General features: G+C 62.6%; 21 protein-coding genes. 8 read left to right on the top strand and 13 right to left on the bottom strand.

Annotated elements, in window-relative coordinates; translation table 11 throughout:
* Positions 1-319: 319 nt before the first annotated feature.
* The gene (locus tag ACFE72_RS22265; protein ID WP_375415294.1) at positions 320-1,426 is read right to left on the bottom strand and encodes a hypothetical protein; all 1,107 of its coding nucleotides are present in this window, start codon (positions 1,424-1,426) and stop codon (positions 320-322) included.
* 139 nt (positions 1,427-1,565) lie between these two features.
* On the opposite strand from ACFE72_RS22265, the gene ACFE72_RS22260 reads away from it, so the two are divergent.
* From ACFE72_RS22260 to ACFE72_RS22235, 6 genes are all read left to right on the top strand, one after another.
* Positions 1,566-2,291: a sulfite exporter TauE/SafE family protein gene (locus ACFE72_RS22260; protein WP_375415293.1), complete on the top strand. Its 726-nt coding sequence runs from the start codon at positions 1,566-1,568 to the stop codon at positions 2,289-2,291.
* 17 nt (positions 2,292-2,308) lie between these two features.
* Positions 2,309-3,751: a DNA repair protein RadA gene (radA, locus tag ACFE72_RS22255; protein ID WP_375415292.1), complete on the top strand. Its 1,443-nt coding sequence runs from the start codon at positions 2,309-2,311 to the stop codon at positions 3,749-3,751.
* A gap of 158 nt (positions 3,752-3,909) precedes the next feature.
* On the top strand, positions 3,910-4,539 hold the full coding sequence (locus tag ACFE72_RS22250) for a CvpA family protein (RefSeq protein ID WP_375415291.1): 630 nt from the start codon (positions 3,910-3,912) through the stop codon (positions 4,537-4,539).
* 23 nt (positions 4,540-4,562) lie between these two features.
* Positions 4,563-6,098, top strand: a complete 1,536-nt coding sequence (gene purF / locus ACFE72_RS22245; protein WP_375415290.1) for an amidophosphoribosyltransferase — start codon at positions 4,563-4,565, stop codon at positions 6,096-6,098.
* A gap of 119 nt (positions 6,099-6,217) precedes the next feature.
* Positions 6,218-6,958, top strand: coding sequence for an SDR family NAD(P)-dependent oxidoreductase (locus ACFE72_RS22240; RefSeq protein WP_375415289.1), 741 nt, complete (start codon positions 6,218-6,220; stop codon positions 6,956-6,958).
* 116 nt (positions 6,959-7,074) lie between these two features.
* Positions 7,075-8,157, top strand: a complete 1,083-nt coding sequence (locus ACFE72_RS22235; RefSeq protein ID WP_375415295.1) for a hypothetical protein — start codon at positions 7,075-7,077, stop codon at positions 8,155-8,157.
* Between the two features lie 57 nt (positions 8,158-8,214).
* On the opposite strand, the gene der is transcribed toward ACFE72_RS22235, so the two are convergent.
* The 10 genes from der to ACFE72_RS22185 form a co-directional block, all read right to left on the bottom strand.
* Positions 8,215-9,600: a ribosome biogenesis GTPase Der gene (der, locus tag ACFE72_RS22230; protein WP_375415288.1), complete on the bottom strand. Its 1,386-nt coding sequence runs from the start codon at positions 9,598-9,600 to the stop codon at positions 8,215-8,217.
* Positions 9,601-9,652: 52 nt separating this feature from the next.
* Entirely contained in the window at positions 9,653-10,192 is a 540-nt protein-coding gene (locus ACFE72_RS22225) for a hypothetical protein (protein ID WP_375415287.1), read from the bottom strand.
* A gap of 23 nt (positions 10,193-10,215) precedes the next feature.
* Positions 10,216-10,869, bottom strand: a complete 654-nt coding sequence (locus ACFE72_RS22220; RefSeq protein WP_375415286.1) for a tetratricopeptide repeat protein — start codon at positions 10,867-10,869, stop codon at positions 10,216-10,218.
* A gap of 144 nt (positions 10,870-11,013) precedes the next feature.
* On the bottom strand, positions 11,014-11,598 hold the full coding sequence (locus tag ACFE72_RS22215) for an NnrU family protein (RefSeq protein ID WP_375415285.1): 585 nt from the start codon (positions 11,596-11,598) through the stop codon (positions 11,014-11,016).
* Between the two features lie 94 nt (positions 11,599-11,692).
* Entirely contained in the window at positions 11,693-12,346 is a 654-nt protein-coding gene (locus tag ACFE72_RS22210; RefSeq protein WP_375415284.1) for a carboxymuconolactone decarboxylase family protein, read from the bottom strand.
* 90 nt (positions 12,347-12,436) lie between these two features.
* The gene (gene blaOXA / locus ACFE72_RS22205; RefSeq protein ID WP_375415283.1) at positions 12,437-13,252 is read right to left on the bottom strand and encodes a class D beta-lactamase; all 816 of its coding nucleotides are present in this window, start codon (positions 13,250-13,252) and stop codon (positions 12,437-12,439) included.
* Positions 13,253-13,329: 77 nt separating this feature from the next.
* A complete protein-coding gene (locus tag ACFE72_RS22200; protein WP_375415282.1) occupies positions 13,330-13,596 on the bottom strand; it encodes an EscU/YscU/HrcU family type III secretion system export apparatus switch protein in 267 nt (88 codons plus the stop codon).
* Complete coding sequence (locus ACFE72_RS22195) at positions 13,593-15,374, bottom strand: flagellar hook-length control protein FliK (protein ID WP_375415281.1); 1,782 nt, start codon at positions 15,372-15,374, stop codon at positions 13,593-13,595. The genes ACFE72_RS22200 and ACFE72_RS22195 overlap by 4 nt, the downstream gene beginning before the upstream one ends.
* A 49-nt stretch (positions 15,375-15,423) precedes the next feature.
* A complete protein-coding gene (locus tag ACFE72_RS22190) occupies positions 15,424-16,209 on the bottom strand; it encodes an ATP12 family chaperone protein (protein WP_375415280.1) in 786 nt (261 codons plus the stop codon).
* Between the two features lie 114 nt (positions 16,210-16,323).
* Positions 16,324-17,490, bottom strand: coding sequence for an RluA family pseudouridine synthase (locus ACFE72_RS22185; RefSeq protein ID WP_375415279.1), 1,167 nt, complete (start codon positions 17,488-17,490; stop codon positions 16,324-16,326).
* Positions 17,491-17,647: 157 nt separating this feature from the next.
* Here ACFE72_RS22185 and ACFE72_RS22180 point away from each other — a divergent pair, with 157 nt between their 5' ends.
* Positions 17,648-18,634, top strand: a complete 987-nt coding sequence (locus ACFE72_RS22180; protein WP_375415278.1) for an alpha/beta hydrolase — start codon at positions 17,648-17,650, stop codon at positions 18,632-18,634.
* Here ACFE72_RS22180 and ACFE72_RS22175 read toward each other — a convergent pair.
* Together ACFE72_RS22175 and ACFE72_RS22170 are read right to left on the bottom strand one after the other, a co-directional pair.
* Positions 18,601-19,929 carry a replication-associated recombination protein A gene (locus ACFE72_RS22175; protein ID WP_375415277.1) on the bottom strand — a complete coding sequence of 443 codons (1,329 nt, stop codon included), beginning with the start codon at positions 19,927-19,929 and terminating at the stop codon, positions 18,601-18,603. The genes ACFE72_RS22180 and ACFE72_RS22175 overlap by 34 nt on opposite strands.
* Complete coding sequence (locus ACFE72_RS22170; RefSeq protein ID WP_375415276.1) at positions 19,926-21,317, bottom strand: DegQ family serine endoprotease; 1,392 nt, start codon at positions 21,315-21,317, stop codon at positions 19,926-19,928. The genes ACFE72_RS22175 and ACFE72_RS22170 overlap by 4 nt, the downstream gene beginning before the upstream one ends.
* Positions 21,318-21,497: 180 nt before the next feature.
* On the opposite strand from ACFE72_RS22170, the gene ACFE72_RS22165 reads away from it, so the two are divergent.
* A complete protein-coding gene (locus ACFE72_RS22165; RefSeq protein WP_375415275.1) occupies positions 21,498-22,511 on the top strand; it encodes a zinc-binding alcohol dehydrogenase family protein in 1,014 nt (337 codons plus the stop codon).
* Positions 22,512-22,644: the final 133 nt, after the last annotated feature.

Below are 22,644 nucleotides of genomic sequence, written 5' to 3'. Positions count from 1 at the left end.
CCCCGTGGAGCGCGATATTGCAAGACGCCGCACCACACGCTGCGTCAACCGCGGGTTCGACCCGCGCATCCATTGCTCTTGGCAAAAGACTTTTGCAAAGCAGGATGGATTGCCGGGTCAAGCCCGGCAATGACGATGAGATGTGTGCATCCAGTAGGGTCAAGCCCGGCCATGACGACCTATCGTGTCCCGGGCGTGATGCGGCGCTACGCAGCGCTGGGACGCCAACACGCCGCCATGCCCGGCCTTGTGCGGCCATGACGACTGAGATCGTGTTTCGGGCGCGATGCAGCCTGTGGCGCTGCCGCTGCGTCCGGGGCTACGGCGTCCTGCGCTTCAGCACCATGTCTCCCCTGAACAGAAATTTCTGCGCGCGCTTGCCGGTATCGACTTCGGTGGTGAAGATATTGCCTTTGGAGTCCAGCGCCAGATTGTGAACCCAGTGGAAATCGCCGGCCATGCGGCCGTTGCGGCCGAAGCGGCCAATGGTTTCTCCGGTTTCCCGCGACAGCGTGCGGACCTCGTTGTTGGCCCCGTCAGCGTTGATCAGGAAGGTTTCGTTGGCGTCGGGCCAGATTTCAAGATCCCAGACCGAGCCGTTCGCCAGCGTGTTTTTCTCGACGAACATCTCCTTGACGAACGTTCCGTCTTTTCGAAACACCTGGATGCGATCGTTCATCCGGTCGCAAACATAGACCAGACCATCACTGGCGATCCTCACGCAATGCACCGGATTGCCGAATTGCTGTGACGGCGGCGCCGACGGATCGTAGGCCGGCATCTTCAGGTCGGTCGGCGGCTTGCCATAGGCGCCCCACTGCCGTTTGAACGCCCCGGTTTCGCTGTCGAACACGATCACGCGATGGTTATAATAACCGTCGGCGACATAGACCTCGTTGGCGGCGGCATCGACCGTCATGTTCGCAGGCTTGCCAAGCCGCGTGGTGTCCAGACTGTCGGTCTGGTTGCCCTGCTTGCCGATCTGCATCATGAACTTGCCGTCGCGGGTGAACTTCAAAATGAGTCCGTCGTGCTCGCCGTTACCGGCCAGCCAGACGAATCCCTTCGAATCGATATAGATGCCGTGCTCGTTCTCCGGCCAGTCGAAACCCTCGCCTTTGCCGCCCCACGCCTTGACCAGATTGCCCTCCTGATCGAACTCCATCACCGGCGGGGCTGCCACACAGCATCTGGTTCGTGGCGGGGACAGACTCGCCGCCTTTTCGTCATCGGTCAGGGTCTTTGGGCGCTGGACCACCCAGACATGGTCCTGCGCATCTACTGCTACTCCCGCGGCCTGGCCCATGATCCAGTTGTTGGGCAACGGCTTCGGCCATGCCGGATCGACCTGAAATTTCGGAGCGTCGGCGGCCTGCGCCGTCCCCAGCAACAGGACAGCCGCGCAGGCAATCAGCCATCTGGTCATCACATTCCTCCCATTTTTCGGTTGCAGCACCTGTTTTGCTGGAGACTATGAGACGCGCGAGCCCATGGCTAGGTTGTAAGTACGCATCGGATTCGAAATCTGGCCTGCACGGCAGGCTGAACAGACCGCGGAGCACGACTTGAATTTCCTCTTCGTCCTCGCGGTCGGCCTGATCGCCGGCACCATCAGCGGCATCGTCGGCACCGGCTCGTCGATCATGCTGATGCCGGTGCTGGTCTATCAATATGGGCCGAAAGAAGCCGTGCCGATCATGGCGGTCGCGGCCGTAATGGCCAACCTGTCGCGGATTCTGGCATGGTGGCGCGAGGTCGACTGGCGCGCTTGTGCGGCGTATTCGCTGACCGGCATTCCGGCCGCGGCACTCGGCGCGCGAACGCTCCTGGTGCTGCCGTCCCACGCGGTGGATATTTCGATCGGCCTGTTTCTGATCGCGATGGTGCCGGTGCGGCACTGGCTGGCGCGGCACGATTTCAAGCTGTCGCTCTGGCACCTCGCCATCGGCGGCGCGCTGATCGGCTATCTCACCGGGATCGTGGTTTCGACCGGCCCCCTGAGCGTGCCGCTGTTCCTGTTCTATGGCCTCGCCAAGGGCGCATTCCTCGCCACCGAAGCCGCCAGTTCGCTCGGGCTTTATTTAAGCAAATCGGTGACGTTCCAGCGTTTCGGCGCGCTCAGCCCGGAGACCGCGCTGAAAGGCCTGATCGCGGGCTCGTCGCTGATGTTCGGCGCCTTCATCGCCAAGCGCTTCGTACTGCGGCTGGATGCCAATGCGTTCCGCCTGGTGATGGACGCAATCATGCTTGCGGCGGGACTATCCATGCTATGCAACGCGGCGTACTCCTGACGGCGACTCGTCTTCCCATGGCCAAATCCGCCCTCTCCTTTGTCTGCCAGAATTGCGGCGCGGCCTATAACCGGTGGGCCGGCAAGTGCGAGGCGTGCGGCGAGTGGAATACACTGGTCGAGGAAGACACCAGCGGCGCCACGGCGATGCCGGTGAGCGTCCGTTCCCGCCGCAAGGGCCGGTTGTTCGCGCTGGAGACGCTGACCGGCAAAAGCTTTGAGGCCCCGCGCCTGCCTTCCGGCATGGCCGAACTTGACCGCGTCACTGGCGGCGGTTTTGTACGCGGTTCGGTACTTTTGGTCGGCGGTGATCCCGGGATCGGCAAGTCGACGCTGCTGACGCAGGCAACCTCCCTGCTCGCCCGCGCCGGCCACCGCGCGGTCTACATTTCCGGCGAAGAGGCGGTGGCGCAGGTGCGGCTGCGCGCCGAGCGGCTCGGCCTGGCCGACGCGCCGGTGCAGCTTGCCGCAGAAACCTCCGTCGAGGACATCGTCTCTACCTTGTCGGAAGGCGCGGCGCCGCGCCTGATCGTGATCGATTCGATCCAGACCATGTGGGCCGATACGGTCGAATCGGCACCGGGCACGGTGACGCAGGTCCGCGCCTCGGCGCAGGCACTGATCCGTTTTGCAAAAAAATCGGGCGCCGCGATCATTCTGGTCGGCCACGTCACCAAGGACGGCCAGATCGCAGGTCCCCGCGTGGTCGAGCACATGGTCGACGCGGTACTGTCGTTCGAAGGCGAAGGCTCGCAGCAGTTTCGGATTTTGCGCGCGGTGAAGAACCGTTTCGGTCCGACCGACGAGATCGGTGTGTTCGAAATGACCGGGCTTGGCCTGCGCGAAGTCTCCAACCCGTCCGAACTGTTCCTGTCGGAGCGTGATCTCGGCAGCCCGGGTACCGCGGTGTTCGCCGGCATCGAGGGCACCCGGCCGGTGCTGGTGGAATTGCAGGCGCTGGTGGCGCCGACCTCGCTCGGCACGCCGCGCCGCGCCGTAGTGGGCTGGGACCCGAGCCGGCTGTCGATGGTGCTGGCGGTGCTGGAGGCCCATTGCGGCGTCAAACTGTCCGGCCATGACGTCTATCTCAATGTCGCCGGCGGCCTGCGCATCCAGGAACCGGCCGCCGATCTCGCCGCCGCGGCAGCGCTGGTGTCGTCGCTGGCGAATGCGCCATTGCCGGTCGACGCGGTATATTTCGGCGAGATTTCGCTGTCCGGCGCGGTGCGGCCGGTGGCGCAGACGTCGGCCCGGCTCAAGGAAGCGGCGAAACTCGGATTCGGCCGCGCGGTGCTGCCCGAATCGGCGCGCGGCGACTCCGGCGGTGACGGCGGACTGTCCCTTACGACCGTCGCAAGCCTGACCAGCCTGGTCGCCGACATTGCCGCGCGCGGCAGCGCTCGAGGCGCAGCCCTTGAGAAAAATGCCACACCGGCTCGATTCCGTCGCGAGAACGGCTAAAGCGGCGTGACCTTGCCGGCCGCCGCCGCTATACAACCCGCGCAGCCTGGCCGGCACGATTTCGGGCCTTGCGGGACGCGCCGGTTGACCGTCAGTTAAGACGGCACCGACACGCCGATTCGCGGTTTTAAAGACTTACGAGCGGACCTGACCAGCCGATGCCGATAACGATACTCGATCTTGTCCTGCTCGGGGTGATGCTGATCTCCGGACTGCTCGCGATGGTTCGCGGTTTCATGCGGGAAATCCTGTCGATCGCGGCCTGGGGTGCCGCGGCCCTGGTCACGCTTTATGCCTTCTCAAAGCTGCTTCCGACCGCCAAAACCTATTTCAACAACGACACCGTCGCCAGCGTCGTGGTCGTCGGCGGCGTGTTCATCGGCACGCTGATCGTGGTTTCGATCGTCACCGTGCGTATCTCGGACATGATTCTGGATTCAAGGATCGGCGCGCTCGACCGTACCCTTGGGTTCCTGTTCGGACTGGCCCGCGGCCTGCTGATCGTGGTGGTCGCATTCCTGTTTTTCAGCTGGCTGGTTCCCGACAAGCAGCGGCCCGACTGGGTCAACGGCGCCAAGTCGCGCGTGGTGCTGCAGGGAACCGGCGATTGGCTGATGGCTCTCTTGCCCGATGACCCAGAGAACACCATCTTGAAGAGATTCAAGAAGAACAAGCCGGATGAGGAAACCGACACCGAGCCGGCCACCCCGGGTACCGGTGATGGATACACCAAACCTGCCCGCGATCAGCTTAAAAAACTGATCGATGGCAAGCCGACGGGACGCTGATTCCCGGCCAAAAGAGAGGTGCGATGGACGAGAACCCGAGCCCTTGCGATAACGCCGGACAACTTCATCTGGATCTTGCCGACCCACGCTTGCCGGATTGCGATCTGCAGGATCCCGACCTGAGTGGCGATACGCTGCGCGAGGAATGCGGGGTATTCGGCATCTTCGGTCATCCCGACGCCGCTGCGATCACCGCTCTCGGACTGCACGCCTTGCAGCATCGCGGCCAGGAGGCCGCAGGCATCGTCTCTTTCGACGGCTCACGATTTCATTCAGAGCGCCGGCTTGGCCTCGTCGGCGATACTTTTTCCCGCCGCGAAGTGATCGAGCGTCTCCCCGGCAATGCCGCCGTCGGGCACACCCGCTACTCCACGACCGGTGGAACCATCCTGCGCAATGTGCAGCCGCTGTTTGCCGAACTCAACGCCGGCGGTTTCGCCGTCGGCCACAATGGCAATCTCACCAATGGGCTAAGCCTGCGCCGCGAACTGGTGCGCAACGGCGCCATGATGCAATCGACCACCGACACGGAAGTCATCCTGCATCTGGTGGCGCAGTCGAAGCGCAACCGCTTCATCGACCGCTTCATCGAGGCGCTGCGCGCCATCGAAGGCGCCTGGGCGCTGGTATCGCTGACCAACAAGAAGCTGATCGGCGCCCGCGATCCGCTCGGCATCCGCCCGCTGGTGCTGGGCGAACTCGACGGCTGTCCGATCCTGGCGTCGGAAACCTGCGCGCTCGACATTATCGGCGGAAAATACGTTCGCGACGTCGAGCCTGGAGAGGTGATCGTGTTCGACGAGCGCGGCGTGCAGAGCCACAAACCGTTTCCGCCCAAACCGTCACGTCCCTGCATCTTCGAATACATCTATTTCTCGCGACCGGATTCCATCGTCGGCGGGCGATCGGTCTATGAAGTTCGCAAGGCCTTCGGCGCACAGCTCGCGCGTGAAAGCCATGTCGCGGCGGATGTCGTGGTGCCGGTGCCGGATTCCGGCGTGCCCGCCGCGGTAGGCTATAGCCAGTATTCCGCCGTGCCGTTCGAACTCGGCATCATCCGCAACCATTATGTCGGCCGCACCTTCATCCAGCCCACCCAGAGCGTGCGCGAACTCGGCGTGCGCATGAAGCATTCGGCCAATCGCGCCGCCATTGAAGGCAAGCGCATCATCCTGATCGACGATTCACTGGTGCGCGGCACCACCTCGAGAAAGATCGTGCGCATGATGCGCGACGCCGGCGCGCGCGAAGTGCACTTCCGCCTTGCCTCGCCGCCGATCATTCACCCCGATTATTACGGCATCGATCTGCCTGATCATGGCGGGCTGCTGGCTGCGACCCACAGCCTCGAGCAGATGCGCGAGATCATCGGCGCGGATTCGTTGGCGTTTTTGTCGATCGACGGCATGTACCGCGCCATGGGGGAGCCGGGCCGCGACCCCGCCAATCCGAAATTCTCGGATCATTGCTTCACCGGCGCATATCCGACGCACCTCACCGATCAGACCCAGGTCGAACCGCAGCCGCGGCAATTGTCATTGCTGGCGGAAGCGAGCTGACACCCAAGTCATCCGTTGTTGTTCGTCATGGCCGGGCTTGTCCCGGCCATCCACGTCTATAAAACCGTGCCGCAAAGACGTGGATGCCCGGGACAGGCCCGGGCATAACGGAGTATCTCATGCCCCTTCCCCTCGCCTCGCGCATCGCCCTGGTCACGGGCGCGTCGCGCGGTCTTGGCTACGCCACTGCGCGGGCGCTGGCCAAAACGGGCGCGCATGTCGTAGCCGTAGCGCGAACGCAAGCGGGCCTCGAAGAACTCGACGACGAAATTCGCGGGGATGGCGGCAGCGCCACGCTGGTGCCGCTCAATCTCACCGATTTCGACGGCATTGCGCGGCTTGGCGCTGCCTTGAATGACCGTCACGGCAAGCTCGACATCCTTGTCGGCAACGCCGGTGTCGCCGGGCCTTCGTCGCCGCTGGGCCATATCGAGCTGAAGCCGTGGAACGACGTGATGGCCATCAATGTCACCGCCAATTTCCAGTTGATCCGCTGCATGGAACCGTTGCTGAAGCAATCCGACGCCGGCCGCGCGGTATTCATCACATCGGCTGCGGCCAGCACGGCGCCCGCTTATCTGGCACCCTATGCGGCGTCGAAGACGGCGCTGGAGACGCTGGTGCGCGCCTGGGCCAACGAAACCGCGTCGACGCCGATCCGGATCAACCTTTTCAATCCAGGTCCGGTCCGCACCCGCATGCGGGCGACGGTTTTCCCCGGCGAAGACCCGGCGACATTGGATACGCCGGAGCAGGTCGCGGAACTGATCGTGCCGATGTGCGCGCCGGACTGGACCGAGACCGGCAAGCTCTATGATTACAAGACCCGCGCCCTGATGAGTTTTCGCAGCCCCGGGTAACGCCTCTTCGATTGACTCCTGCAGGGCAGCGATATTCACTCCCTGCCAAGCGGAAAAATCCGCAGGGAATATTTCGGGAGGATACCATGACCAGAACTATTTCCGCTGTGATCGCGATGGCCGCGCTGATCGGCACGGCGGCGGTTTCGCAAACCGCACGCGCGGGTGACGTTCCTACATTCGCCGTCGATGCGTCGTGGCCCAAACCGTTGCCGAACAACTGGATCATCGGCCAGGTCGGCGGCATCACCGCGGATTCGAAGGGGCACATCTGGGTCATCCACCGGCCGCGCTCGCTCACCGATGATGAAAAGGGCGCGGCATTGACGCCACCGCGCTCGAAATGCTGCGTATCGGCGCCACCGGTGCTGGAATTCGACAGCGATGGCAACCTGCTACGCTCATGGGGCGGCCCCGGCGAAGGTTATGAATGGGTCGGCCGCGAACACGGCATCGAAGTCGATGACAAGGGGAATGTCTGGCTCACCGGCAATGCCGACAACGACAACGTCGCGATGAAATTTACCGGTGACGGCAAGTTCGTGATGCAGATCGGCAAGATCGCGCCGACCAAGGGCAGCAACGACACGACGCAGCTCGGCAAGCCCGCCGAAATCACCTTCGACAAGGATGCCAATGAGCTCTACATCGCGGATGGTTACGGCAACCGCCGCGTCATCGTGTTCGACGCCACCACAGGCGAATACAAAAGGCATTGGGGCGCTTATGGCAACAAGCCGAATGACGACAAGCAGGCCGCCTATGATCCGAAAGCGCCGGTATCGCAGCAGTTCGGCAACCCCGTGCATTGCGTCAAGGTCACTAACGATGGGCTGGTCTATGTCTGCGATCGCATCAACAACCGCATCCAGGTGTTCAAGAAGGATGGCACCTTCGTCAAAGAGTTTTTCTACGAGAAAAATACGCTGGGCAATGGCGCGGTGTGGGACGTCGCGGTCTGGCCGGATCCGAAGCAAACCTATTTGCTCAGTGCCGACGGCGAGAACAATGAGATCCGCGTCTTGAAGCGCGACGACGGCAGCGTGGTCGGTACGTTCGGCGGCAACGGCCGCAACGCCGGCCAGTTTCACTGGATTCATGCGATGGCGGTCGATCAGCAAGGCAGCGTCTATACCGCCGAGGTCGATACCGGAAAGCGCGTCCAGAAATTCAAATTGACGTCGGACGCCCTAAAATAGCTCGTTCGTCATCGCCGTCATGAAGGCGCTTTGATGCGCCCACCCATGGCGGTTAACTCACGATCGCCGCTTGCGCTTGTGCGCGAACGGGTTGGCCTTCTCGCGCAGGGTGATCCGAATTGGCGTGCCCGGCAGATCGAAGAAGGCGCGCAGGCTGTTGACGAGATACCGCAGGTAGGATTCCGGAACCGCATCGGCGCGCGAGCAGAACACTACAAAACTCGGCGGCCGGGCCTTGGTTTGGGTGACATAATTCAGCTTGAGCCGCCGGCCCGATACCGCGGGCGGCGGGTTGGCGTCCACCGCCTGCTCGAACCAGCGATTAAGCGCGGCTGTCGGCACCCGCCTGTTCCACACCGCGTAGGCATCCTCGATCGCGGTCATCAGGCGGTCGATGCCTTCACCCATCAGGCCGGACACCGCGACGATCGGCATCCCCTTGACCTGCGGCAACAGGTGATCGGCTTCGGCGCGCAGCGCCTTTACCAAACCCGATTGTCGCCCCATCAAATCCCATTTGTTGACCGCAATCACCAGCGCGCGGCCTTCGCGCTCGATCAGGTCGGCAATGCGCAGATCCTGCTCCTCGAACTTGTTTTGTGCGTCCATCATCAAGACCACGACTTCGGCGAAGCGCACCGCGCGCAATGCGTCCGCGACCGAAAGCTTTTCAAGCTTCTCCTCGATTCTGGAGCGCCGCCGCAACCCCGCGGTATCGAATACGCAGAAGTCACGGCCCTGCCAGGTGATCTCGACGGAAATGGAATCGCGGGTAGTACCGGCCTCGGCCGATGTCAGCAGGCGTTCCTCGCCGAGCAGATGATTGATCAGCGTGGATTTTCCCGCATTGGGGCGACCGACGATGGCGACCCGTATGGGCCGCTTCGACAAATCCTCATCGGATGGAATGAGTTCATCGTCGTCGAATTCCTCCGGTTCCTCGACCGGCTCCGGCATCAGCACCCGCAACGCGTCGTAGAGATCGCTGAGGCCCTCGCCATGCTCGGCGGAAATCTGAATCGGCTCGCCGAGACCCAGCGCGTAGGATTCCATCGCGCCGGCTTCCCCGTGCTTGCCTTCGCTTTTATTCGCCACCAGCACTACCGGCTTGTTGGCGCGGCGTACGAAGTCGGCAAACCAACGATCGTTCGGCGTCAGACCCGCGCGCGCATCGATCACGAACATCAGCGCATCGGCGGCCGATATCGCGGCCTCGGTCTGCTCCCGCATCCGCGCAATCAGCGAACCCTTCGCGCCCTCGTCAAGACCCGCAGTGTCGAAAATGGTGAATTCGAGATCGCCGAGCCGCGCCTCGCCCTGGCGGCGATCACGCGTGACGCCGGGCTCGTCATCGACCAGCGCTAGTTTCTGGCCGACAAGCCGATTGAACAACGTCGACTTGCCGACATTGGGCCGGCCGATGATGGCGATAGTGAAGGACATGAGCGATCCCTGCGCCTTTCAGGAAGCGCATGTCAATGCGATGAAGGCGCAATCAGCGCTGGAACGTGCCGCTGGGCATTGGCGCCGGAAACGGCGAAGCCGATTGCTGCGACTGGGCCGCTGGTTGCGCCGCAGATGCATCGGGCGGCGGCGCCGTGGTCCGCCGACGAACGATCTTCTTGGGTTTCGGAGCAGGCGGCGCGGCGGCAGTGGAACCCTCTTCCTCCGGCGCCGCCTCGCCATCCGGCGCTTGAGCGGAATCCTGCGCGGGAGCCGCAGCAGGCTGGCTGCCCCTGCCCTTGGATTTCGCGGCGCTTTTCGGCTTCGGTTGTTCGACGGGTTGAACCGCGGCGACGGCCGGGGCTTCCTGCGGCTGGGCTGCGCCTTTGTACAGATCCTTCGGCACACCCTGCTCCAGACCCGGCACACCCTGCGGGAAAACCGGTTTGCGCTCGCCGGGCAGCTTCTTCTTCGTATCGAGAAAATCAAGCAGGTCGGTCGGATCCCAATTGCTCAAGCTCGAACTGCAGCCGGCTAGCGCGCCCGACAGCGCAATGACGACAACAGCGGCAATGAGACGTTGCGAGCGCATGGACAATTTCTCACTCTATTTTTTCAGCTCTTGGCGACGGGAGGCAACAAGGCCTGCAACGCTTCGGCGCGTGAACGCAGGCTCGCCGGCGTTTCGCCATCGTTGGCGATGACATCCAGCCACTTCCGGGTCGCGGCGGCATCGTTGGCGCGCCAGGCCGACAGCGCAAGTAATTCCCGCGCGGTATGGCGATAGGTCGCGCCGGGCGCCGTAGCCGGCTCCAGGCGCTGCAGCATGTTGCTGTAGGTGGCGGTATCGAGCAGAAGGCCGGCCGCACGAATTCTCGCCAGATCCTGTTCCGGCGCATTGACGCCGCGATCGGCCGATATGTCGTCGTAAAGTTTTGCAGCCGACTGCGGATCGCGCATCGCAACCTCCGCCGCAGCGCGCAGCCGCGACAGCATACGATAGCCGTAAGGCGCGGTGGCGGCGAGCCTGGTAAAGGCGACTTCGGCCTCGGCGTGCTTATTCTGCTCGGAAAGCTCTGCGGCGGCCTCGAACGCGGCACCCGCCTCGGCTGCCTTTTTGGCTTCGAAATACTGGTAGCCGCGCCAGCCGCCTACCGCGGCAATGATCAGAATCGCACCGGCGATGATAAAGAGCGAATACCGCTCCCACAGCTTCTTGAGCTGTTCGCGACGGACTTCCTCGTCGACTTCATCAAATAATTCAGACACTTAAAGCTATCCCGCCCCCTGATTGCCGCGCTGGACCGCCGCCCGGTCAATCCCGATACCGCGGCGGCGATACCCTATCGATATGGCGGCGACAAGGCAAAGTCGGCCTGCGATCACTCCAGCGCCGAGGCCTTCTCCCAACGTTTATAGGCCGATGACGGGCACGCCGATTACGACAGGATGAAATGCGAAGGCGAGAGCCAGATAGGCGACGACGCCGACGGCAACCGCGATCAGGTCGTTGGCCGGACCGCCGACAGCGGTCGGCGGCGCGCCGGTATCGCTACGGTGTTTCAGCGAGATGCGGTCGAATACCGCCCATCCCAGAAACGAGCCGAACAGAATGATCGAACCGAGATCCCCGTTGGCGAGAAGATGCGCGGCGGCCCACAATTTGACGCCGGCGAGCATCGGGTGTTTCAGAGTGGCGTAGATGCGGCCACGGATGTAGGACGCCACGACCAGGATCACCGCGGGCAGCATCAGCGCCACCGCGATATGCTTCAATGCAACAGGCGGAAACCAGACGTCAATCCATCCGGTCGCGCGATAACGTGCAAACCCCCAGATGATCAGCGCAAGTCCGGCTGCCGATACCAGCGAATAGCCGATCTTGTAACCACCCTCGCCTGCCGATGCGATGATCCGCGCGCGCACGTCGCGCTGCGTGGTCAGCGTGTGAACGCCGAGAAACAGCACCAGCCCGAGGATCATCACCAGAAGTCCCATGACGCTTTCCGTTCTGTTCGAAACAAAGACACCGTTCCGGGCGCGTGATCGACGCCACCGCAGGATACGCGGGGGAGCAAGCCCGGCTTACAGCCTACTTTTCGCCGACCTTGAACGGCGGCTCTTTGCCCGGCGGCGTGGTTTCTTCCGCCATCGCCAGCAGCATTGCCACCATGACGTAATTACCTGCCACCGCGGTCAAGTCCACAATCTGCTGGTCGTTGAACACCTTCTTGGCGCGCGCGTAGGTCTCGTCCGAGACTTTTTGCGTGGTCGTGAGCTCGGTGACGAAATTGTACACAACGGCTTCATCTTCAGCCATGTTTGAGGGTCGCTTGCTGGCCTTCAACTCGGCGATAATCTCCGGCGAGAGCCCGGCTTTCGCCGCCAATGGCGCATGCGCGTACCATTCGACCTGCGAACGCCATTGCCGCCCGATGATGAGAATTGCGAACTCATTGAGTTTGGTCGGCACCGAAGTCTGCCAGCGCAGATAATAAAACAGGTCGTACAACCTCTGGCCCAGCACCGGACTGCGGATCATCGGATTGTAGGGCCCGCCGAGGCCGACGCTCGAGACTTTCATGATCTGTTCGCCGAGCGGCTTCTGCGCCTCATTGAGCTGATCCATGGTCAGTTGCGGAAAGCGCGGTTCCTTGCCTGTTGCAGGCGGCGCGAACATCGTCGCCGCAAACCATCCGCCGGCCGCGGCCACCGCGAGCGACGACATCCAGAACGCTGCTTTCATGGGATTCCTCCGTGCGTTTTTATATGCACGGAATGCTAATCCAGCCCTGCCGCCGACGCTAGCCGAATGATGCGGAACATCTGTGCCGGATCAAATCCCGCCGATATCGGTCAGACATTGCTGCGCCAGCCGCATGCGATCAGGAATATGTCGCGGTTCGCGAACGTCCATATTGAGGGCGAACAGGGTGTGCTCGCTGCCCTTCTCGGCCCAGCCCACCACCCAGCCAAGCGACGGCTTGCCGAGTTCGGCACCAAGCAGGCCGGTCTTGGCACGGATCGTTGCATCGCCGGCCTTGGTCACGGGCAGGATATCGCGGGTCAAGTCCTGGCTGCGTTTCGAAATCGGCAGCACGCCGCGCCGCAAGCGATCGACGAAATCGATCTGCTGGATCGGATCTATGCGCAAATCTCCCGTCAACCAGAACTGATCGATGCCGCCGCCGATATTGCGATTGCCGTACTCGAACAGGTCGACGTATTTCTGCATCCGTTCCAGACCGATCCGGCGCGCGATTTCCTGATACACCGGCACTGCAGAAGCAGCGATCGCCGAGCGCAGCGTGTGGTCCTGATTCCAAGCCTCGATGCTGCGCTTGACGCCATCCCACTTGAACACATCCTTGTCGGGATCGCCGACCACGGCGGTTTCCAGCGCGATCAATGAATTCGGAATCTTGAACGTCGATGCCGGAAGGAACGCTTGTCCTGAACGGTCGTTATCGCTGGCGATGACCAAATAGTCCTCCGCCTTGTAGCCGACAAAGGTGCCGGCCGTGCCTTCGTCGGTAAACCGCTTCGCCAGGCTGTCGCGGATTTCGCTGCGTTGAGGTGCCACGTTGGCGGCCGCGGGGGGCGCAACTGCTGCAGCGGCAAGAAGACCGAGGGCGTGGCGGCGATTGATCAATGCAGCACCGATGAGAGAGACAGCCGCGACGTTTCGTCGTGTATCGTGGTAAAACGATGACGGAGTGGGGACGAATCCTAACGGGCCCGTCCCGACAGCCGCAGCACGAAAACCAGCACTTCAGCGACGGCCTTGTAGAGTTCCGCCGGAATTTCGTCACCAAGTTCGACATTGGAGAGCGCGCCTGCGAGCATCTCGTTTTGCTCGATCGGGATATCATGGGCTCTGGCAACTTCTATGATTTTCTCGCCGATGCTGCCTCTGCCTTTGGCAACGACGCGCGGCGCGCCGGCCTTGTCGTAATGCAGCGCGACGGCAAGTTGCGGCTTCGTTTCGGCACTCATAGGGCGCGATCCAGGAAATGGCCCGCCGGCGGTGGCGCCGATTGCGCCGGCGCGCCTTGCCGGATCACGATATCGCCGGACTGAAGTTCGGCGCGGTGCAAGGCCTGGCTGAGTTGCGACGCGCCGGCGCGCAGCTGTGTGGCGGTCGCCGGCCGCTCGGCCCACATGCGTATGGAAGTCGTGTCGTCGGATAGCGATATCAGAACATGAACCGGGCCGGCGGGCTCGACATCCAGCGAGAAGCGCGCCCGCCACACCCGCTTTGCTGCACCGATTGTGCTTCCGTTCCCGTCGCCCGAGATTTCGAAATGCGCGATGGCCGTTCCGGACAGTGTCGCGAATGGTATCTCGAAATTCCAGCGCGCGGCAGGATCGGTTCGCGTCCCGGCAACCTCGGCGCGCTCCGGCAGCGACGCCACCTGCAGCAAGGTCTGGCGCGCAAGGGCGGCGTCGGTTTCGTCAAGCAGATGCCGAACGGCAGATTGCTGTGGTACATCGGGTGCAAGTGACGGCGGCACAACAGGCTGCGCCGACGGCAGGGCGCCGCGAAACGGCGGCGGCGCGGCAGCGCGGGCCGTTGTCCCGTCGTCGTTATGCAACGTGCGCTGTTCACTCGGTGACGGCAATGGACCGCGAGGAATGTCCTCGTTCAATACCGGCCCTAGCGAGTTGCCAGCCTTTTGCAGGAGAGCCTGGGGGACTTCCTGCAACAGGCTCAATATGGCGGCCGTAACCGCCGGGCGCGTTACGTGATCGGTACTGGACGGCATTCCGGCTGCGGTAAAAATGCGGCTGACTCCATTCGATTCCGCAAAATCGTCCGCGACCGGCAAGCGCGCCTGCGGCAGGAAGACTTCTTCCACGTCGATTTCCGGCGCTAATGACGGTCCTAGCGCGGGCACCGCAGCAATCTGCGGCCGGGGTGCCGGGCCTGCCATGTCGGGAGAGATGTCCAAGGCAATATCAGGGCGCACCTGCCCGGCAACCAACCCCTGCGGCCGAAAAGTTGACGTCGGGAACGATTTGCCGTCCAGCGCGGCTATGCCGCCGAGCGTCAGCAGCGTTTGCCGCAGTACGGCAAGTGCCGCCTTGAGATCGGGCTCGCGGGCTGGCGCTGCAGATTTCGACCCAAGCGATGACTCCAGAAAAAGCCCGGAATTCCGAAACGCGGTTTTGACGATGCCGCCGCTAAGGTTCTGATCCAGATTTGGACGCAGCGCCAGCAACTGCGCGACTGCCTGTTGCAGTTTCGGCGGAAGCGCGTTGGAACCGGCAATTGCTGCGAGATTTGCGAACAACGGTGCGAGGCTTCCCTGACGTGCGGCTGCGGTCTGCGCCGCGGCGGACACCGCCATCGCTTCCGGGAGCGTCAATAGATGTTTTGGTGACGTCGGATTCGCCGCCGGCTTCGCTGCGGCGGCGGCAGGTGCATTGATCGCAGGGCTGATCAGGTCCGGCGATACGACATCGGAAGAACCAGTATGCTCTGCCGCCGATGCCGGTACGCCTTCCCCACGCATCGCGCCGCCTTGCCCGACCGCCGCGAGCTTGACCCCTTCCGGCGTCTGCGACACCGCAAGCTGCAAGGCTTGGCCGACCTGCAGCGGAATTTCCGACACCACCTCGATCGACACGCCGGCGATCGCAATCCGCACCAGATCGTTGGCAAGTATCTTCAGCACCTGCGCATCAATCACGGTTCCCGGCTGCAGCACGACGTCAGGAGCCGCGCCTTGGGCGGCGATCACCGGAAAGATCGGATTGACGGAAATCGGCATGCCGCAGCCTCGTTGGACCGCACGCTACCGAAGCGTCGTAAACCCTTTGTTAACTGCCCTGGGAATCCAGCGCCTTCAGAACGCCTGCAGCCGCTCTGAAATCAAGGAACCGCGCCATACGGCGCGCTGCGACTTCCTCGTCGACGCCCCATTGCGCGATATTCCAGTCTTCATCAACATGGGCGGCGGCCCAGACCTGATCCTCGTCGAGCGCGCCGTGCAGCAGCGCCAATGCCAGCAGCGCGGAGCCCGTCACCGTCGTAACCACATGGAGTGCGGCGATCGACCAGGGATCGTCGGGCAGCGCGACGCGTGCCGCGGCGATGGCCTGATCCGGTTGGCGCACATGCACGACACCCTCGGTGAGAATGAAGTGCGCGCCAAGCGTATCCGCGGCCCAGAACAGCGGCGGATCCCAATGCGCGGCCTCCCGCGCAACCAAAGCTTCCGGGTGGCCGGCGCGGTAGAACAGCATGTCCGAGTGAAGATACTTCGCAACGTCGTCGGCGACCGCACCTACCCGATCCCGGACCGCCTCGACGACGCTGTTCGCCAGCCGCGTCAGCGGCATCGTGGTCGGATCGATCATCTCTTTCTGCGCATCCCATTCCGCGGCGATGGCCTCGGCGATTCTCCGGTTCGGCGCTACCAGCACGTGCCGCGACGGCGTACGCAGCGGCTTGCCGTCGAGGGTGATTGTAAAGCCGTCGGGCACTTCAGAGACAGCGGCGCTGGCGTAAAAGCGCTTGCGTTGCGGCCCGCGCGTCGTGCGCCGCACCGCCTCCTGCGGATCAAGCGGCCAACCGCCATCGACTTCCTCAAACAACTCGCGCATCAATCTTGCTTTCCTCGAGCAGGGACAATGACCTGTTAGATAGCAACAGGATGCATCTGGATAAACCTTCGACCCGTCTAGCGATGACGAATTAATTGTTCCGCTACCCCTCAATCATTCTTCCGGCGCGTTTTCGATCGGATCGAACCGGTCTGCTTCCAGACCCAGCAGGTTCCAGGATTGCAGCATGTGCGGCGGCAGAGGTGCGGTTGCATCAATGAAACCGCCGCGCGGATGCGGGATCACGATTCGCCGCGCCAGCAGATGCAGCCGGTTCTGCAGGCCTCCAGGCAACTGCCAGTTTTCCTTGTTGAAATATTTGGGATCGCCGACGATGGCGTGATCGATATGGGCCATATGCGCGCGCAACTGGTGGGTACGCCCGGTTACCGGCTTCAACGACACCCAGGCGAGCTTCTGCGCCGAGGTTTCAACCACGGCGTAATAGGTCACGGCGTGGCTGGCGCCTTCGTCGCCATGGGCAGCGACACGCATGATCGAATCGTCTTCGTTCTCTTCCTTCGCCAGATAAGTCGAGATGCGCCCCTGCTTCGGCTTGGGTACGCCCGCGACCAGCGCCCAATAGATTTTTCGCGCCGAACGATGGCGGAAGGATCCAGTCAGCGCCGTCGCGGCGAAGCGGGTCTTGGCGACCAGAAGGCATCCCGCCGTCTCGCGGTCGAGGCGATGCACCAGGCGCGGGCGCTGGCCCTTCGCATCGCGCATGGTTTCCAGCATCTGATCGACGTGGCGCGTGATGCCGGAGCCGCCCTGCACGGCAAGGCCCGCCGGCTTGTTGAGAACCATTACGTCATCGTCCTCAAACAGGATCATGTCCTTGAGGGCGTCGTGGGTTTTTCTCGCAGCTTCCGAAAAACTTAGTCCGGCCTTCGGCGCGTCGAGTTTTAGGGGTGGAATGCGGACGCTTTGCCCCTCTTGCAGCCGATCCTTGCTGTCAGCGCGCTTGCCGTTGACCCGTAACTCGCCTTTGCGCACGATACGCTGGATGTGTGAAAACGACAGGCCGGGAAAGCGCGCCTCAAGAAAACGATCGACGCGCATGTTGGCTTCATCTGCCGTTACGGCGACGGTCTGGACCTTGGTCGGCAACGGCGGCGGCGCGATCCGCTCCCGGGCAATTGCGAGGGCGCCGCTTTTACGGCCGTCATCCTGAGGGGCATGGCGAGCCACTTGCGAGCCAGCCCGATATGGGTTTGCGCCCTTCGGGCGATCGCGAGACGCGCGGGATTTTACAAGGGGTCTTTTGACGCGACGGCTCATGATCGTTTCAGCTCCGAAGTGCACTGTTGGGGTACCGCAAAAGCCGCTAATCGTCACGGCGAAATCATTACAAATTCCGCCCAAGATCGGTCATCATGGATCGGTCATCATGGACCGGGCAGGCCCTCCGGCCAAAAAGAAAATAAGGAGGATGCGCATGGCATCGGTCAAAGCAGTTTTGTCGGCGCTGGCAACATGCATCATGACAGCGGCCCCGGCATGGGCCCAGAACGGCCCAATGCCCGCCGATATCGCCGCAGGACTGCTGGAGATCGGCCGCGTGGTCGACCCGCCAAAGACCGCCCCGCTCTACGCGCCGCTGCAGGAAAAAGAGCCATACCAAGGCGTCAGGGTCGAACGCGACGTCAAATACGGCCCTGCGGAGCGCAATCTGCTCGACATCTTCACGCCAGAGGCAGGCTCTTCGTTCCGGCCGGTCTTGATCTACGTCCACGGCGGCGGCTTCGTTGCCGGAAACAAGCATCCGCCCGGCAGCCCGTTCTACGACAATGTCATGTTGTGGGCGGTGAGAAACGGTTTTGTCGGCATCAACGTAACCTATCGGCTGGCGCCGCAAGCAACCTGGCCGGCCGGCGCGGAGGATCTGGCCGCGGCAGTTCAATGGGTATCGCAAAACATAACGGAACGCGGCGGCGATCCCGTTCGTGTTTTCCTGATGGGACATTCTGCGGGTGCCGTTCACGTCGCCAGCTATGTTTCTCATCCCGAGTTTTACAAAATCAGGGGTGGCGGGCTGGCCGGCGCCATCATGCTGTCCGGAATTTACGATCTGACCGCGACATCGGCGGGCGATCCGGAGATCGCGTATTTCGGCGCCGACCCCTCGCGTTATGCCGACCGCTCCTCGCTGCAGGGCTTGCTGAGGTCGAACACGCCGCTGATGATCGCTGCGGCCGAACTCGATCCACCAACCTTTATGCAGCAGTTCAAGCTTTTCAGGGATGCCGCCTGCAAGCGTCCCAGCGGGTGTATCACCGCGGGCCTGCTGCTTCAGCACAGCCATATGTCGGAGGTTTATTCGATCAATACCGACGATACCGAATTGACGGGCGAAATTTTTACTTTTGCGGAACAGGCGGGCAAATTAAGTCAGCGTCGGTCCCGGCGCAGCTTGGCCCAATAGTCCAGACGCTTGCGAATTTCCCGCTCGAACCCGCGATCCGACGGATCATAGAAGGTCTGGCGGCCCAGGGCTTCCGGGAAGTAATCCTGTCCGGAAAATGCTTCCTCGGTGTCGTGATCGTATTCATAGCCGCTGCCGTAACCTTCCGATTTCATCAATTTGGTCGGCGAATTGAGAATATGCTTGGGCGGCAGCAGCGAACCGCGCTCCTTGGCGGTGTGCATCGCCGCGCCGAATGCCTTGTAGGCGGCGTTGGATTTCGGCGCGGTGGCGAGATAGATCACCGCCTGCGCGATGGCGAGTTCACCTTCGGGACTGCCGAGAAAATCATAAGCGTCCTTCGCGGCGTTGCAGATCATCAGCGCCTGCGGATCGGCAAGACCGATATCCTCGACCGCCATGCGGACCACGCGACGCGCCAAGAACAGCGGATCCTCGCCGGCATCCATCATGCGCGCAAGATAATACAGCGCCGCATCGGGATCGGAGCCTCGCACCGACTTGTGCAGCGCCGAGATCAGGTTGTAGTGGCCGTCGGCGGACTTGTCGTAGATTGGGGCGCGGCGCTGCAGGATGTCCTGTAACTGCCCGGCGTCGAATGTCTCGCCCTTGCGCGCGGCGCGCCAGACTTCCTCGGCCAATGTCAGCGCGGCGCGGCCGTCGCCGTCGGCCATCCGCACCAGTACGGCACGAGCTTCGTCATCGAGCGGCAGTTTTCTACCTTCGACCTTTTCCGCATGCGCAAACAGCTTCCCGATGGCGTCCGCGTCGAGCGCTTGAAACACCAGAACCCGCGCTCGTGACAGCAGAGCGGCGTTGAGTTCGAACGACGGATTTTCCGTGGTGGCGCCGACCAGCACCACCGTGCCGTCTTCCATGACAGGCAGAAACGAATCCTGTTGCGCGCGGTTGAAGCGATGCACCTCGTCGACGAACAGCAGGGTGCCTTTGCCCATTTCGCGGCGCGCGCGCGCGGCCTCGAACACTTTCTTCAGGTCGGCCACGCCGGAAAATACCGCCGAAATCTGCTCGAAATGCAGTTCGGTTGCGTCCGCCAGCAACCGCGCCACCGTAGTCTTGCCGGTGCCCGGCGGACCCCAGAAGATCAGGGAGCCCAGCGTGCGCGTGGCCAGCATGCGTGTCAGGGCGCCGTCCGGTCCGAGAACGTGATCCTGACCCACGACATCGGCCAGCGTGCGCGGACGGAGCCGATCCGGCAGCGGATGCGGCGCGTCGTTCTCCAGGCCCGCCGCGGCGAACAGGTTTGCAGCGTCGCGTGGGCGTTTGGGGCTCATCCGCCGAGCGTGACGTTGATCTGCTGGCCGCCACGGACCACAATGATACGCCAGAGCCGCGCGGGTTCGCGGGTAGCCTTTTCCAGGTCGGCGGTCTTTTCGATCTTCTTGTTGTTTACGGCAAGAATGATATCGCCCTTCTGGAATCCGACCCCGGCAGCCGTTCCGCCGTCGGCCAGATCGGTCACGACCACGCCTTCGGTACCCGTATCCAGATGCCACCCGTCAGCAACCGCCGGCGAAATGTTCGCGACCTTGGCGCCTTGCAATGGAGAGCGTCCGGTCAAGACGATCTCATCTCGCCCGGTATCGGGCGCGACTTCAAGCGGCACGACGAGCTTGACGGGCTTGCCGTTGCGCTGGACATCGAGTTGGGCGGTGCCGCCGAGCGAGCGCGTTGCGAAGCGGTAATCAAAGGCATTGAGATCGTCGATCGATTGGCCGTCTATAGCGACGATCAAGTCTGACAGTTTTAGCCCGGCCCGCGCCGCGGGGCCACCCGGCGTGACATTGGCGACGAGCGCTCCGTTCGGCAGCTTGAGCCCGAGCGTCTCGGCAATTTCCGGCGTCACCGTTTGCAGGCGTGCGCCGAGCCACGGCCGCTTCACTGCCTTGCCGCCGCTCTTGGCGGAGGCAACAACGACGCGCACCATATTGGCGGGAATAGCAAAGCCGATGCCCTGCGAGCCGCCGGAACGCGAGAAGATCGCGGTGTTGATTCCGACCAGCCGGCCGGTCATGTCGACCAGCGCGCCGCCGGAATTGCCGGGGTTGATCGCAGCGTCGGTCTGGATGAAGAACTGATAATCAGTGATTCCGACCTGGGTGCGCGCCAGCGCCGATATGATGCCGTGCGTTACGGTCTGTCCGACGCCGAACGGGTTGCCGATTGCAAGCACGACATCGCCTACCAGCAGCTCATCGGAATTGGCGAAATCCAGGGTCGGAAATTTCTCCTTGCTGTCTTTCAGACGCAGCACCGCGAGATCGGTGCGGCTGTCCTTCAGCACGATTTCGGCCTCGAATTCCCGCTTGTCCGAGAGCGACACCTTGACCTGATCAGCGCCCTCGATGACATGGTTGTTGGTCACGACAAGACCGGATGAATCGACCATCACGCCGGAACCAAGCGAGCGCTGCATCTGCTCCGGCTGCGGACCACCTCCAAAAAAGCGGCGAAAGACCGGATCGTCGAGCAGTGGATTGCGGTTTTGCACCACTTTGGCCGCGTAGACATTGACCACGGCCGGCTGGACGCGCTGCACGATCGGTGCGTAGGACAATTTCACTTCAGCCGGTGAGTTCGGCACTCGCCGGTCTTGCGCGCTTGCCTGGGTCATCGTGGCCGTCACGACGAAGAGGGCCGCACAAATGCGAAAAAATGTCATGAATAGATCCCGGACGTTGACCGGAGCAATATAGGCTTTTCACCGCTCGAATAGAAGTGACGGAAGCTATGACCTTCTCGGCTGCGGCCCCCGACGAGGTCCGCCCATCGGATCAACCTTGCCAATCCCCTACAGACATAGCAGTAGATGTCGAACCTTCAGGATACAGGAGAGCGCCCGATGAAGGCCGTCGGTTACAAAAAATCCCTCGCCATCGGAGACGCGGAATCACTGGTTGATTTCGAGGCCGCAAAGCCGGAACCCGGGGCGCGGGACATTCGCGTAGCGGTCAGTGCGGTGTCGGTGAACCCGGTCGATACCAAGGTACGCAAGCGGGCCGCGCCGCCCGAGGGTGAAACCAGGATTCTCGGCTATGACGCCGCCGGTGTGGTCGACGCCGTCGGGTCCGACGTGACGCTGTTCAAGCCCGGCGATGAAGTTTTTTATGCCGGTTCGATCCAACGCCAGGGCACCAACTCGGAATTTCATCTGGTCGACGAGCGCATCGTCGGCGTCAAGCCGAAGACGCAGTCGTTCTCCGAGGCCGCAGCATTGCCGCTGACTTCGATCACGGCGTGGGAATTGCTGTTCGACCGTCTCGGCGCAGCGCCGGGCAAGAGCGTCGATCCTCGCACGCTGCTGATCATCGGCGGCGCCGGAGGCGTCGGATCGATCCTGATCCAACTCGCGCGCCGGCTGACGGGGCTGACCGTGGTTGCCACGGCATCGCGGCCGGAATCGCAAACCTGGTGCCTCGATCTCGGCGCGCATGCCGTGATCGACCATGCAAGACCGATGCAGGAGCAGATCGAGAAGCTGAAGTTTCCACCGGTGGCGCTGATCGCGAGCCTGACTGCTACCGATCAGCACTACAAGGCGCTGGCAGAACTCATCGCACCGCAAGGCAAATTCGGATTGATCGACGATCCGCCGGAATTCAATGTCGGCGTTTTCAAAGGGAAGGCCGTCTCGATCCACTGGGAGTCGATGTTCACCCGCAGTTCGTTCCAGACCGCAGACATGATCGCGCAGCACCACCTGTTGAATGACGTTGCCGACCTGATCGACAACGGCGTGCTGCGCACGACGCTCGATCAGACGTTTGGCGCGATCAACGCCGGGAACCTCAAGCGCGCGCACGCGCTGATCGAGTCCGCTAAATCGCGCGGCAAGATCGTGCTGGAGGGATGGTAGCGCGGGCTTGCGTCCGGGCACGAAAGTACGCCGTTCACGCACTTGTGAATGTATACCTATCCCCGCTCTTCAAACCTCGCTTATGCTGCTGGTGTCCTGCCCCACTACAGGGGCGCTCGCGAACGTCACGGAC

It is taken from the genome of uncultured Bradyrhizobium sp. (assembly GCF_964252615.1).
Taxonomy (GTDB): Bacteria; Pseudomonadota; Alphaproteobacteria; order Rhizobiales; family Xanthobacteraceae; genus Bradyrhizobium.
Note: the sequence above shows the minus strand (reverse complement) of the source record. Positions and strands in the feature narration are given on the sequence as shown.

What these genes read in the sequence shown, in the direction of transcription:
- ACFE72_RS22265 (WP_375415294.1), bottom strand. Translation starts at nt 1,426, where the DNA reads ATGACCAGATGGCTGATTGCCTGCGCGGCTGTCCTGTTGCTGGGGACG.
- radA (WP_375415292.1), top strand. Translation starts at nt 2,309, where the DNA reads ATGGCCAAATCCGCCCTCTCCTTTGTCTGCCAGAATTGCGGCGCGGCC.
- ACFE72_RS22250 (WP_375415291.1), top strand. Translation starts at nt 3,910, where the DNA reads ATGCCGATAACGATACTCGATCTTGTCCTGCTCGGGGTGATGCTGATC.
- purF (WP_375415290.1), top strand. Translation starts at nt 4,563, where the DNA reads ATGGACGAGAACCCGAGCCCTTGCGATAACGCCGGACAACTTCATCTG.
- ACFE72_RS22240 (WP_375415289.1), top strand. Translation starts at nt 6,218, where the DNA reads ATGCCCCTTCCCCTCGCCTCGCGCATCGCCCTGGTCACGGGCGCGTCG.
- ACFE72_RS22235 (WP_375415295.1), top strand. Translation starts at nt 7,075, where the DNA reads ATGGCCGCGCTGATCGGCACGGCGGCGGTTTCGCAAACCGCACGCGCG.
- der (WP_375415288.1), bottom strand. Translation starts at nt 9,600, where the DNA reads ATGTCCTTCACTATCGCCATCATCGGCCGGCCCAATGTCGGCAAGTCG.
- ACFE72_RS22225 (WP_375415287.1), bottom strand. Translation starts at nt 10,192, where the DNA reads ATGCGCTCGCAACGTCTCATTGCCGCTGTTGTCGTCATTGCGCTGTCG.
- ACFE72_RS22215 (WP_375415285.1), bottom strand. Translation starts at nt 11,598, where the DNA reads ATGGGACTTCTGGTGATGATCCTCGGGCTGGTGCTGTTTCTCGGCGTT.
- ACFE72_RS22210 (WP_375415284.1), bottom strand. Translation starts at nt 12,346, where the DNA reads ATGAAAGCAGCGTTCTGGATGTCGTCGCTCGCGGTGGCCGCGGCCGGC.
- ACFE72_RS22200 (WP_375415282.1), bottom strand. Translation starts at nt 13,596, where the DNA reads ATGAGTGCCGAAACGAAGCCGCAACTTGCCGTCGCGCTGCATTACGAC.
- ACFE72_RS22195 (WP_375415281.1), bottom strand. Translation starts at nt 15,374, where the DNA reads ATGCCGATTTCCGTCAATCCGATCTTTCCGGTGATCGCCGCCCAAGGC.
- ACFE72_RS22190 (WP_375415280.1), bottom strand. Translation starts at nt 16,209, where the DNA reads ATGCGCGAGTTGTTTGAGGAAGTCGATGGCGGTTGGCCGCTTGATCCG.
- ACFE72_RS22185 (WP_375415279.1), bottom strand. Translation starts at nt 17,490, where the DNA reads ATGAGCCGTCGCGTCAAAAGACCCCTTGTAAAATCCCGCGCGTCTCGC.
- ACFE72_RS22180 (WP_375415278.1), top strand. Translation starts at nt 17,648, where the DNA reads ATGGCATCGGTCAAAGCAGTTTTGTCGGCGCTGGCAACATGCATCATG.
- ACFE72_RS22175 (WP_375415277.1), bottom strand. Translation starts at nt 19,929, where the DNA reads ATGAGCCCCAAACGCCCACGCGACGCTGCAAACCTGTTCGCCGCGGCG.
- ACFE72_RS22170 (WP_375415276.1), bottom strand. Translation starts at nt 21,317, where the DNA reads ATGACATTTTTTCGCATTTGTGCGGCCCTCTTCGTCGTGACGGCCACG.
- ACFE72_RS22165 (WP_375415275.1), top strand. Translation starts at nt 21,498, where the DNA reads ATGAAGGCCGTCGGTTACAAAAAATCCCTCGCCATCGGAGACGCGGAA.